The sequence below is a fragment of the Pseudomonas sp. SMSB3 genome, from assembly GCF_052041965.1.
Classification (GTDB): domain Bacteria; phylum Pseudomonadota; class Gammaproteobacteria; order Pseudomonadales; family Pseudomonadaceae; genus Aquipseudomonas.
The window spans coordinates 37051-49282 of record NZ_JBKGGV010000013.1 but is presented as its reverse complement, the minus strand read 5'-3'; the positions used below and the strand labels follow the sequence as shown (position 1 = coordinate 49282).

Genomic DNA, 12232 nt, shown 5'->3' with positions numbered 1-12232 from the left:
ATGAGTGCCGTCACCCGTGCCGCCGTCGAAGGCGTGCTTCGCCAGTACACCGACCCTTATCTGAACCAGGACCCGGTCAGCGCCGGTTGTGTGCGCGCCATCGATATCCAGGGTGACCGGGTCGCCGTGCACCTGCAGTTAGGCTACGCCGCTGGGCTGTTCCGCAATGGCTGGGCGCAGGTGCTGCAGACGGCGATCGAAAACCTCGACGGTGTCGGTTCGGCCCAGGTGTCGATCGATTGCGTGGTCGCGGCGCACAAGGCCCAGGCCCAGGTGCCGAGCATGGCCAACGTCAAGAACATCATCGCCGTGGCTTCGGGCAAGGGCGGCGTCGGCAAATCGACCACCGCCGCCAACCTGGCGCTGGCACTGGCGCGCGAAGGCGCCCGGGTCGGCATCCTCGATGCCGATATCTACGGCCCCAGCCAGGGCGTGATGTTCGGTATCGCCGAAGGCACGCGCCCCCAGATCCGCGAGCAGAAATGGTTCGTGCCGATCCAGGCCCATGGCGTGCAAGTGATGTCCATGGCCTTTCTGACCGACGACAACACGCCGATGGTCTGGCGTGGGCCGATGGTCTCCGGCGCGCTGCTGCAGTTGGTGACCCAGACTGCCTGGGATGACCTCGATTACCTGGTCATCGACATGCCGCCAGGCACCGGCGACATCCAGTTGACCCTGGCCCAGAAGGTCCCGGTGGTTGGCTCGGTGATCGTCACCACACCCCAGGACCTGGCCCTGCTCGATGCCAGAAAGGGCGTGGAAATGTTCCGCAAGGTCAACATTCCGGTGCTGGGCGTAGTGGAAAACATGGCCGTGCATATCTGCTCGAACTGCGGTCATGCCGAACACCTGTTCGGCGCAGGCGGGGGCGAGAAGCTTGCGGCTCAGTATGGGGTCGAGCTGCTGGCTTCGTTGCCGCTGTCGATGCTGATCCGCGAGCAGGCCGACAACGGCAAGCCGACGGCCATCGCCGAGCCTGAGAGCCAGATCGCCATGGTCTACCAGGAGTTGGCGCGCCAGGTCGGTGCGCGCATCGTCCAGCAGGAGGCGGCGGCACCCGCCATGCCCAGCATTACCGTCAGCGACGACTGACAGCTACCGCGCGCCGCTGGGCGGCGGGTCCGCCCGCTTGCCCAGTGGCTGGCCTGGTGCAATCACCAGGCATAAAAAAACCCGCCAGGAGGCGGGTTTTTTTGAAGCGAGGAAGCGAGATCGACTTAGGCGATCTGGACTTCTTCAGCCTGCATGCCTTTCTGGCCGCGGGTAGCGACGAAAGTAACAGCCTGGCCTTCTTTCAGGGTCTTGAAGCCGTCAGCTTGGATGGCTTTGAAATGCACGAACAGGTCGTCGCCCGACTGAGGGGTGATGAAGCCGTAGCCTTTCTCATCGTTGAACCACTTGACGGTACCGGATTGACGGTTGGACACTTTTCTGTCTCCTTGGACAAAGTTGATGGCGGCCAGGAAAAGCCCCAGCCGTGAACTGAGTGCAAAGGAGCAGAAGGAGTCTTGCAGATGGGCCGATGTGAATCGTGCATCAAACAGATCTTCGGTGTCGCGTGCAGCACAGTGGCGTCACCTTAACCCACTTTCACTGACCTGCCAATAACCGGTGAAAGGTTTGTCGAAATTCAGATCGGCGGATACTCCAGGCCGCAGCCGACGCGGGGTGTGGGTTGGAACTTTAACCCAGGCGCCGGGACCGGTAAGATGCACGCCTGGATTTTCCCCTCGCAACTCTTCAGGACACCCCGCCATGAGCATCAAATCGGACAAGTGGATTCGCCGCATGGCGCAGGAACACGGCATGATCGAGCCCTTCGTCGAGCGCCAGGTGCGCGGCGAGCACGACAGCCGGGTCATCTCTTTCGGCGTTTCCAGCTATGGCTACGACGTGCGCTGCGCCGATGAATTCAAGGTGTTCACCAACATCAACTCGGCCACCGTCGATCCGAAGAACTTCGACGCTGGCAGCTTCGTCGACATCAAGAGCGACGTTTGCATCATCCCACCGAACTCTTTCGCCCTGGCCCGCACCGTGGAGTACTTCCGGATTCCGCGCAATGTGCTGACCATCTGCCTGGGCAAGAGCACGTATGCCCGCTGCGGCATCATCGTCAACGTCACGCCCCTCGAGCCTGAGTGGGAAGGTCACGTGACGCTGGAGTTCTCCAATACCACGACGCTGCCCGCCAAGATTTACGCCAACGAGGGCGTGGCGCAGATGCTCTTCCTCGAGTCCGACGAAGAATGTGAAGTGTCGTACAAGGATCGTGGCGGCAAGTACCAGGGGCAACGCGGCGTTACCCTGCCGCGCACCTGATCCGACGAGCGCGGGGAATTAGTTTCCCGAACGGCACTCCAACACAGTGAACAGCGCCGACTCGCATGAAGCGAGACGGCCCTCGTCTGGAGGTGCCAATGAAACTCAACCCCACCATCAGTGAGAAGCTGGCCGTGCTGCAGCCCAATCAGATCGGTCTGTTGGCGTGGTCACTGCTGGCACAGCCCCTGCCGATGCAGCTTGGCGGCGTGCCAGGGCAGCCGGGTCCGGATACGCCGCAGCCGGGCGATCAGCCGCCGACCGAACCGGGTGAGCCGACCATTCCCGACGAGCCGCCTCCCTCACCTGTCGCCTGACGGCAGGGCCAGTGCCCAGACCTGCTCGGCGCCTGCGACGAATACGCGGGTGCTGTTGGCAGGCTCCACGTTCCAGCCACCGGTGAACTCGCCGAATGCCGGCAGCAGGCTGACCTGCTGATCCAGCAGGAAACAGGGCAGGCGCAGCCGTTGCCGTCCCCGACCGCGCAGCACGTAGACCGGATGCACATGGCCCGCCAGTACAGGAAAGCCAGGGTGTGCCTCGGGTTCATGCTTGAGCGCGAACGGCGCCAGCAGCAGCGGCTCATCCACCACCGCGATGCCCAGTTCCGCAGGCGGATCGCCGGCGTGCTTGTCATGGTTGCCGCGTACCAGGATCACCTTCAGCCCTGGATGCCGATTTTTCCACGCCTGCAACGCGGCCAGCGTTGCAGGGGTCCGAGCCGTGCGGGCGTGCAGGAAATCGCCGAGCACGATCAGCTGTTCGCAGGCATAGCGAAGCAGCAATTCATCCAGGCGTGCCAACGTCGCCGTGGTCGTGCCCCGTGGAACCGGCTGATGCAACGCGCGGTAGCTCGCAGCCTTGCCGATGTGGACGTCGGCGACCAGCAGCGCCCTGCGCGCTGGCCAGTAGATGGCTTTGTCGGGCAGCAGCCATAGGGTCTGGCCGCAGTGTTCGATACTCAAATGCACAGTCATGTCCGGTTCGCTGCTTTTTCCAGGTCTGCCACCATCCGCGCGATGCGGTCGGCCAGTTTTTCCGTGCTCAGGGTTTCGCGCATGCCCTCGACGAGCAAGGCGAAGGCCAGCGGCCCGGGCCGTTGCAGGACGCGCAGGTCCAGGCGCAACCCCTGCATTTTCAGCAGCTGCTGATGCAGCCGCTCGATCTCCAGCTCTTCACTCAACACTTCGTCTCGCGCCTGCCCGAGCAGCAGGTTATCGGCATCGTGCTTGCGAAACACTTCATAAAAGAGGCCGCTGGACGCCTGGATCTGTCGGGTGCTTTTCTGCGCAGCCGGGTAGCCGCCAAACACCAGGCCGGCGATCTGCGCGATTTCGCGAAAGCGCCGCAAGGCCATTTCCCCGGCGTTGAGGCTGGCCAATACGTCTTCAAGCAAATCTTGCCCCGACAGTGCCTCTGGCAAGCAGCCTGCCCAGTCCACAGTGCTGGGGCTGAGCAGCTCGAAGCCGTAGTCGTTGACCGCGATCGATACCGACAGCGGTTGCACCCGGCTCACTCGCCAGGCGATCAGATTGGCCAGGCCAAGGTTGGCCATGCGCCCGGCAAACGGATACAGAAACAGGTGCGAGCCCTGGCGCGAGCTCATGGTTTCAGCGAGCAGGGTCGTGCGGGTGGGCAGCGCCGACCACTGTGCCTGCACCTCCAGCAGGGGCCGTACTGCCTGCAATTCCGGAGCCTGATAGCGGCCATGAGCGGCGCCATCGAGTTGTTCGACCAAAGCATCCGCCAGCTCGCTGGACAGCGGCATGCGCCCGCCATTCCAGCGCGCGACGGCAGCCTTGCGTGCGGTGCTGCGGCGTACGTAGGCGGTCATGCCCTCGACCCGCACCAATTCCAGCACGCGACCTGCGAACACCAAGGTGTCGCCTGGACGCAGGCGGGCGATGAAGGCTTCTTCGACGCTGCCCAGGTGCTTGCCGCCGCCGCCTTTGCTCCAGTACTTGAGCTGCAGACTGGCCTCGCTGACGATGGTGCCGATGCCCATGCGGTGACGCCTGGCCAAGCGCTCGCTGGCGACCCGCCAGAGGCCGTCCGGGTGCGCTTCGACCCGTTGGTAATCCGGATAGGCGGTCAGGGAAAGGCCACCATGATTGACGAAGTCCAGCGCCCATTGCCACTGGCTGTCGCGCAGGTCGCGAAAGGCCCAGGTGCTGCGCACTTCCTCAAGCAATTGATCGGGACGGAAGCCGCTGCCCAGTGCCATGCTCACCAGATGCTGCACCAACACATCCATGCTCAGCCGTGGCGAGCGGCGGGCCTCGATGTGCCCGGCAGCCAATGCCGCTCGCGCGGCAGCAGCCTCAACCAGTTCCAGGCTGTGGGTGGGCACCAGGGTGATGCGCGAGCGCCGCCCCGGCGCGTGGCCCGAACGACCGGCGCGTTGCATGAGCCGGGCAATGCCTTTGGCCGAGCCAATCTGCAAGACTCGCTCGACCGGCAGAAAGTCCACGCCAAGGTCCAGGCTCGAGGTGCAGATCACGGCTTTGAGAGTGCCTTGCTTGAGGCTCTGCTCAACCCAGTCGCGGGTTGCCCTGGCCAGCGAGGCGTGGTGCAAGGCGATCAGCCCGGCCCACTCGGGGCGGGCATCGAGTAGGGCCTGGTACCACAGCTCTGCTTGGGCGCGGGTATTGGTGAACACCAGGCTGCTGGTGCTGACATCGAGTTCATGGGCCACCTGATCGAGCATCTTCAGACCCATGTGCCCGGCCCAGGGAAAGCGTTCGATGGCCTTGGGCAGCAGCGTGTCGACCAGCAGTTGCTTGTCCTGGCGGCCCTTGACCAATTGGCCGCCTGTTGGCAGCAGCACGTCCAGGGCATGTGGCAGGTTGCCCAGTGTGGCCGACAGGCCCCAGGTCACCAGCGCCGGTTGCCAGCGGCGCAGGCGCGCCAGCGCCAATTGCAACTGCACCCCGCGTTTGTTGCCGAGCAGCTCGTGCCATTCATCCACCACCACCATGCGCAGGCTGGCGAAGTCTTCGGCCGCCTGGGCGCGGGTCAGCAGCAACGTGAGGCTTTCGGGGGTGGTGATCAGCACGCTGGGTAGGCGCCGCGCCTGGCGCGCCCGTTCGGCGCTGCTGGTGTCGCCGCTGCGTACACCCACGGTCCAGTTCAGGCCGAGTTCATCGACCGGTGCCTGCAAGGCCCGCGCGGTGTCGGCAGCCAGGGCGCGCATGGGCGTGATCCACAGCACCTGCAAGGGCGCCGGCTGGCGGGCGTTGGCGGTTTTGGCGAAGGCGCGCAAGGCTGCCAGCCACACTGCATAGGTTTTGCCTGCGCCGGTGCTGGCATGCAGCAGACCGGATTCGCCGCGCTCCACCGCTGCCCAGACCTGGCGCTGGAATGCGAATGGTTTCCAGCCGAGGGCGGCAAACCAGGCGTTGGCAAGATCGGAGGGCATGCGTGGGCGCGGTCCTGAAGGGCTGTGTTCTACAGACCACCGGTCGCGCCCATTGGTTTTACTCGATCAGTTGGCCAGCAGGTAGCCGCTGCGACATACCTCGGTGCCGGCGACATGGGCGATGACCATGCCAGCGGTGGCCATGCGCCGCACACCGCGCGCATATAACAGGCCTGGCTGGCGATTGCGTACCTCGCCGACCTGATCGCTGAGCGGGTCGATGATTTCGGCGACCAACTGCCCGGCTTGCAAGTAGTCGCCGGGGCGTGCGTGATAGACCAGCAGGCCGCCCGAGCTGGCCACCAGCGGCTCGACAGCTGCCAGTGGGGTGGCCGCCCGCGGCAGGGGTGGCAGCGCAGGGCTGGAGCCGCTGATGGCACCGGCGTGGGTCAGGTAGCCGACGATGGCGTTGCAGTCTTTGCTCGCCAGTTCGTGGTTGACGTCGGCCTGACCGCGCAGTTCGATGGTCACCGCGACACTGCCCAGCGGGATGGGGAAGCGCTTGGCGAAGCGCTGCTGCAACTGCCACCAGACCAGGCTGAAGCACTCGTCGAACGACTGTCCGCCGCTGTCGGTGGCCAGCAGGCTGGCCTGCGCGCCCAGCAAGCGTGCCAGCGGCTCGACCTGGGGCCAGGCTTCCGGCGTGGTGTACAGGTGCTCGACCGCCTCGAAGTCACAGTGCAGGTCCAGGACCAGATCGGCATCGCAGGCCAGCCGTTGCAGGGCCAGGCGTTGCGACTGCAGGGGCGTGTGCGCCGGGTGTGCGGCCAGGCCACGGCGCAGGTGGTCGCGGATCAACGCCAGGTTATGGGCCGGATCCTGGGTCAGCAGGCCTTCGACCTGATCGCCGATGCTGTCGGACAAGTCGACGAAGTTGCGATTGAAGTTCTCACCGCTCTGTAGCTCGAAGCGGCCCAGCGGCGCGTCCAGCATGACCTGCTCCAGGCCTACGGGGTTGGCCACCGGCACCAGGACGATTTCGCGCTGCAGGCGCCCTTGTCGCTCCAGCTCGGCCAGACGCCGCTTGAGGTGCCAGGCCACCAGCATGCCAGGTAGTTCGTCCGCATGCAGCGACGCCTGAATGTACACCTTGGCGCCGCTCCGGGGGCCAAAGTGGAAGCTGTGCAATTGCCGGGTGACGCCCGGCACGGGGGAGAGCAAATCGTGAGTCGAGTGGTGCATGGTGGTCCTGGCTGCGTGACGAAAAACGGACTGCGACACGTGTCGGCCCACAGATAGAAGCATAGTTTGCCCGTTTTCGCCTGCTCTTCAGGCCAGCAGCGCCTGCAAGGTGGCCAGGTCGTCAGCCTCGTCCACAGGCTTGTCCAGACGCCAGCGCAGCATGCGCGGGAAGCGCACGGCAATGCCGCTCTTGTGCCGTTTGGACAGCGCGATACCCTCGAAACCCAGCTCGAAGACCAAGGTTGGCGTGACACTGCGCACCGGCCCGAAGGTTTCCACGGTGGTCTTGCGCACGATCGCATCGACCTTGCGCATCTCGGCATCGCTCAGGCCCGAATAGGCTTTGGCGAAGGGGACCAAGGCCCGATCGGGCGTGCCGGGGGGCGCATTCCACACGGCGAAGGTGTAGTCGCTGTACAGGCTGGCCCGGCGGCCATGACCGCGCTGCGCATAGATCAGCACGGCATCGACACTGAACGGGTCGATCTTCCATTTCCACCACAGGCCCATGTCCTTGGTGCGGCCCACGCCGTACAGGGCGTCGCGTTGCTTGAGCATCAACCCTTCGACGCCCAGGTTGCGCGACTGTTCACGCTGTTCGGCCAAGGCCTCCCAGCTGTCACCCTCCAACAGCGGCGACAGCAACAAGGGGGCCAGGGGATGCGCCTGCACCAGCCGCTCCAGCTGCGCGCGGCGTTCATGCTGGGCACGGTTGCGCCAATCCTCGCCTTGCCACTCCAGCAAGTCGTAGGCCTGCAGCACCACCGGGGCATCGGCCAGGACCTTCTTGCCGAGGGTCTTGCGGCCGATGCGTTGCTGCAGCAGGGCGAATGGCTGAACGGCGGGCTTGGCGGCATCGGCGCCGGGCTTCCAGACCAGGATCTCGCCATCGATCACTACGCCGTCGGGCAGGCTTTCGGCCATGCCGTGCAGTTCGGGAAAGCGATCGGTCACCAGCTCCTCGCCACGGGACCAGATCCACAGCTGACCCTCGCGCTTGACCACCTGGGCGCGGATGCCATCCCATTTCCATTCGATCTGCCAATTGCTGGGCGGGCCCAGCAAGGTATCGAATTGCTCGGTCGGTGCTTGCAGGGCGTGGGCGAGAAAGAATGGGTAGGGCTGGCCACCGCGCTGGCTGTGCTCGTCCGCCGACTCCTCGGCAATCAGCTTCTGATAGCTGGCGGCTGTCGGCCGGTGGCTGATGTCGGTGTAGCCGACCAGCCGTTGCGCCACACGTTTGGCGTCCAGCTCCGCCAGTTGCGCCAGGGCGCGGGTGACCAGCAACTTGGACACGCCAACGCGGAAGCTGCCGGTGATCAGTTTCAAGCACAGCATCAGGCTGGGGCGATCCAGTTGCGCCCAGAGCTGGGGCAAGCGTTGCTGGATCTCCTCGGCCGGCAGCCCACGCAGTGGCAGCAGGTGCACCTCGACCCAGTGCGCCAGGCCCTCGTCGCTGGCATGCGCCGATTCCGGCAGCAGCAGGGAGATGGCCTCGGCCAGGTCGCCGACGGCCTGATAGCTTTCCTCGAACAACCATTCCGGCAAGCCCGCCATCGCTGTGGCCAGCTCGCGCAGTACGCGGGTCGGGACCAACTGGCGCGGGCGGCCGCCGGCGAGGAAGTACACCGCCCAGGCCGCGTCGGCCGCCGGCGCGCTGGCGAAGTAGTCGCGCAAGGCTTGCAGCTTGGCGTTGCTCGAGGTGGTGGCGTCCAGGCGCAGGTAGAGCTGGGCAAAGGCTTTCATGCGTCGGCCTGCGTTGAGTGAGTGTCGTCTTCGTCGCCATATTCGGTGACGAAGGCGCGGGCATCCAGGCCCAGTTCGGTGAGGTAGCGCACCAGCACGTTGACCGAGCCATGGGTCACCATCACCCGCTGCGCTTCAGTCTCTCGGATGGCCCACAGCAGGCCTGGCCAGTCGGCATGGTCGGACAGCACGAAACCGCGATCGACACCGCGCCGGCGCCGCGTGCCGCGCAGCAACATCCAGCCGCTGGCGAAGGCATCGCTGTAATCGCCGAAGCGGCGCATCCAGCTGCTGCCGCCAGCGGACGGCGGCGCCAGGACCAGGGCCTGGCGCATGAGCGGGTCGTTGCGCGCTACATCGCCGGCATAGCGGGTTTGCGGCAAGTACACGCCGCCTTCGCGGTATACCCGGTTCAGTGGCTCGACGGCGCCATGGACCAGGATCGGGCCGATGTCCGGGTCCAGACCATGCAGGATGCGCTGAGCTTTGCCGAAGGCGTAGCAGAACAGCACGCTGGCCTTGCCCTGGTCACGGTTGCTGCGCCACCACTGGTTGATCCCGGCGAAGATCTCGGCCTGGCTCGGCCAGCGGTAGATCGGCAAGCCGAAGGTCGATTCGGTGATGAAGGTATGGCAGCGCACCGGCTCGAAGGCGGCGCAGGTGCCATCGGGTTCGACCTTGTAGTCGCCGGACGCGACCCAGACCTCACCTTGATATTCCAGGCGCACCTGCGCCGAGCCCAGCACATGACCGGCCGGGTGCAGGCTCAAGGTGACGCCGTGGTGCTGGATGCGTTCGCCATAGGCCAAGGTCTGCAGGTCGATGTCCTGGCCCAGGCGACTGCGCAGGATGCCGGCGCCTGGGGCGGCGGTGAGGTAATGGCGATTACCGGTACGGGCATGGTCGCCGTGACCATGGGTGATCACCGCGCGGTCGACCGGGCGCCAAGGGTCGATGTAGAAGTCGCCGGGTGGGCAGTACAGGCCTTCGGGGCGGGCGATCACAAGGTCCATGGCGGTGCCTGTGCTGGTCGGGATTACCAGTTAGGAGCCGCCATGGACAGCGGAAGTTCGGCTGCGATGCGCGCGGCGGGTCGCTTAGCGCCCCGGCACCAAGGTCAGGCGCTGGTTGCCGTAGGCCTTGGCGAAGTGCTGCGGTTGCAGCGGCAGGCTCATGAACCGACCCTTGAACCAGGCATCCAGGGCGTCCTGGTAATGACCACTGTCCGGATTGCCGGACTGGCCGCTGCTGGTCAGCACCTGCAACGGCTCGGCCTGGCCGAAGTCGACGATCATGCGTGCCGAGGCAGGCAGGTAGGTGTCGAAGTCATTGCCCCACGCGTAGGGGGTCATGGCCAAGGTGCTGAAGTCGCCACCGGTAGCGATCGGTGCACGGCGCAGTGCATCGCCCAAGCCGTGGTAGCTCGGCGCTGGCCATCGGTACTGGTGCAGCGTGCCCCACTGCCAGGCGCGGCGGTCAGCGCCCAGCAAGGCGCTGCCGGTGTCGATGGCGCCGGCCAGGCTGCGGGCGAGGATGGTCGGCTTGTCTTCTTTGTGCGGCGTGCTGCGATCGTCCCAGAACGGGCTGTCATCGCGGCCGAGCAGATGGTCGGCCTGGGCCGAATACGACAGCCGTGCATTGCCGACGAAGGCCCGCCAGGCCGGACTTGAGGCCGGGCCCAGGTCATCGAGGAAGGTCTGGCGCGTCACCTCTTGCAGGAACAGTTCGTACAGCGCGGCATCGGCTGACGTCGGGCTCAGGCGCCCATCGAAGGCCTGCAACCGCGCCAGGGCTTCGCGGGCCTTGTCCCGCTGGGCTGGCGCCAGAGCGGCGATGGCCTGGTCGAGCGGGCCGGCCATGCCGGGGGCGTTGAACATCTGCTTGAGCTTGCCGGCCAGCAATGTCACCTGGTCGTTCTGCAGCGCCATCAGGCTGCGGCTGTCGTGCCGGCCATTGCCAGCCAACTGGCCAAGACGCTCGGCGCGCTCGGGGTAATACCACGTGCTCGACAGCTGCATGCCATAGCCGCGTGGCAAGCTGCGCTGGTTGGCGTGGCCGATCCAGCCAGCCGGCGGATCCTGATCGTACGGGTGCAGCATGGGGTCGGCATAGCCGTCCCAGTCATAGCGCCCGTCCCAGCCAGGTGAGGGCAGCAGGCCCTGGCCTTCGCGGCGGTTGGGGTAACGGCCGCTGACCTGCCAGCCGATGTGCTCAGGTTCGGCGAAGACGAAATTCAACGCTGCGCTGGCGACCTCGCGCGTGCTGTCGAAAGCGCGCTCGAGATTCTGCGCGCGGGTCAGGTCGAACAAGGCGTCGAGGCTGCGCTCGCCTTGCAGCTGCGGCAGGCTCAGGGCCAAGCCCAGGCTGGCGCCCCGGGTGTCGCCCAGCAGGGTGCCGTGACGGGTGTCGTACATGACCTCACGCTGCGGACGCTGACCGCGGACCAGGAAGGTTTCGTTGCGCGCGCGCGCGGCCAACCACTTGCCGTCGGCCAGGTAACTGACCTGGTTGCCGGCATGGCGCAGTTGCTCCAGGTACAGGTCCTGGTTGTCTGCCATGACCGCGCTGCTGCTCCAGGCCAGCTTGCCGTTATAGCCGGCCAGCACGATGGGCAAGCCCGGCAGTGACAGCCCGGCGACCTGATATCTGGCAGTGTGGATCTGCACCGGGCTCAGCGCCCAGCTGGCACGGCTGTCGCTGGCCAGCAGGCTTTTGCCGCTGCGGCTGCGCTGCGGGCCGAGCGCCAGGTTGGCCGAGCCTGGGCTGCCGAGCAGGCCCAGATCGGCCAACTGCTGGCTGGCTGCGGCCAGCTCGCTCAGCCCGGGCAACTGACGGGCCAGGTTCAGGCCCTTGAGTTTTTCTGGCTCGGCATCGGCCAGCGGTTCATCCGGGGCGCCGGGCAGCAGCCAGGCCAGCTTATCGCTGCCCACCTGCTGCGCCAGGACCAGGGCGCTGAGCTCTTCGTGCACATTCACCGATTGGCTGAAAGCGTACAGGCTGAAGATCAGCGCCGAATCTTCGGCTTTCCAGTACTCGGGTCGGTAGCCGCTGCTGGCCAGCTCGCCCGGCAGCCGGTCGCGGTAGCGGAACAGGTAGGCATTGACCCCGCGGGCGTAGACCTCGAAGAAGCGCTTGAGGCGCGGCGAGGCATCGGCGTACTGCTGGGCTGCGCGTTGCTTGAGGTTGGCTGCACGCATCAGGCGGTCGATGGGCAGCGCCTGACTGCCGGCAAGTTCGGCGAGCCGGCCCTGGGCCAGCAGGCGCATGGCGACCATCTGTTCCAGGCGATCGCTGGCATGCACGTAACCCAGGCTGAACAGCGCATCATGGAAGTTGCTGCTTTCGATCAGTGGCGCGCCCAGCGCATTGCGCCGTACCGAAACGTTCTGCGCCAGCCCCTTGAGCGCTTGCACGCCGGTGGTCGGCGGCACACTGTCCCGCACGCCGCCGGTCTGGCAGCCGGCAAGCCCGAGCATGCCGAGCAGCGTAGCGGCGGCGGTGAACCGCAGGCGGAAAGGTGGAAGCACGGGGGCGGCCATGACGAAGGCTCCTGGGGGGCGT

10 protein-coding genes are annotated in these 12232 nt (G+C 65.9%); 3 read left to right on the top strand and 7 right to left on the bottom strand.

The annotated features are described in order from the left end of the window. On the top strand, positions 1-1095 hold the full coding sequence (gene apbC / locus ACLEJW_RS19265) for an iron-sulfur cluster carrier protein ApbC (protein WP_145187796.1): 1095 nt from the start codon (positions 1-3) through the stop codon (positions 1093-1095). 125 nt (positions 1096-1220) lie between these two features. Here the strand turns inward: apbC and ACLEJW_RS19260 are convergent, their stop codons facing one another. Further along, entirely contained in the window at positions 1221-1430 is a 210-nt protein-coding gene (locus ACLEJW_RS19260; protein ID WP_016488765.1) for a cold-shock protein, read from the bottom strand. Positions 1431-1758: 328 nt separating this feature from the next. Between ACLEJW_RS19260 and dcd the strand changes: the two genes are divergently transcribed. Together dcd and ACLEJW_RS19250 are read left to right on the top strand one after the other, a co-directional pair. Next, positions 1759-2325 (top strand): dCTP deaminase, encoded by a 567-nt coding sequence (gene dcd / locus ACLEJW_RS19255; RefSeq protein ID WP_145187793.1) that lies wholly within the window; start codon positions 1759-1761, stop codon positions 2323-2325. 98 nt (positions 2326-2423) lie between these two features. Next, on the top strand, positions 2424-2642 hold the full coding sequence (locus tag ACLEJW_RS19250; protein WP_145187791.1) for a hypothetical protein: 219 nt from the start codon (positions 2424-2426) through the stop codon (positions 2640-2642). Here ACLEJW_RS19250 and pdeM read toward each other — a convergent pair. The 6 genes from pdeM to ACLEJW_RS19220 all read right to left on the bottom strand — a co-directional run bounded on the left by pdeM (position 2628) and on the right by ACLEJW_RS19220 (position 12210). Next, positions 2628-3302: a ligase-associated DNA damage response endonuclease PdeM gene (gene pdeM / locus ACLEJW_RS19245; protein ID WP_440778058.1), complete on the bottom strand. Its 675-nt coding sequence runs from the start codon at positions 3300-3302 to the stop codon at positions 2628-2630. The two genes, ACLEJW_RS19250 and pdeM, sit on opposite strands and share 15 nt — an antisense overlap. Beyond that, entirely contained in the window at positions 3299-5743 is a 2445-nt protein-coding gene (locus ACLEJW_RS19240; protein WP_440778057.1) for a ligase-associated DNA damage response DEXH box helicase, read from the bottom strand. The genes pdeM and ACLEJW_RS19240 overlap by 4 nt, the downstream gene beginning before the upstream one ends. A gap of 66 nt (positions 5744-5809) precedes the next feature. Continuing rightward, a complete protein-coding gene (locus ACLEJW_RS19235; RefSeq protein WP_440778056.1) occupies positions 5810-6925 on the bottom strand; it encodes a succinylglutamate desuccinylase/aspartoacylase family protein in 1116 nt (371 codons plus the stop codon). 87 nt (positions 6926-7012) lie between these two features. Beyond that, the gene (locus ACLEJW_RS19230) at positions 7013-8671 is read right to left on the bottom strand and encodes an ATP-dependent DNA ligase (protein WP_440778055.1); all 1659 of its coding nucleotides are present in this window, start codon (positions 8669-8671) and stop codon (positions 7013-7015) included. Then, complete coding sequence (locus tag ACLEJW_RS19225) at positions 8668-9684, bottom strand: ligase-associated DNA damage response exonuclease (protein WP_145187776.1); 1017 nt, start codon at positions 9682-9684, stop codon at positions 8668-8670. Before ACLEJW_RS19225 ends, ACLEJW_RS19230 begins: the two co-directional genes overlap by 4 nt. Before the next feature lie 84 nt (positions 9685-9768). Further along, positions 9769-12210 (bottom strand): penicillin acylase family protein, encoded by a 2442-nt coding sequence (locus ACLEJW_RS19220; protein ID WP_313300596.1) that lies wholly within the window; start codon positions 12208-12210, stop codon positions 9769-9771. Positions 12211-12232 lie beyond the last annotated feature (22 nt).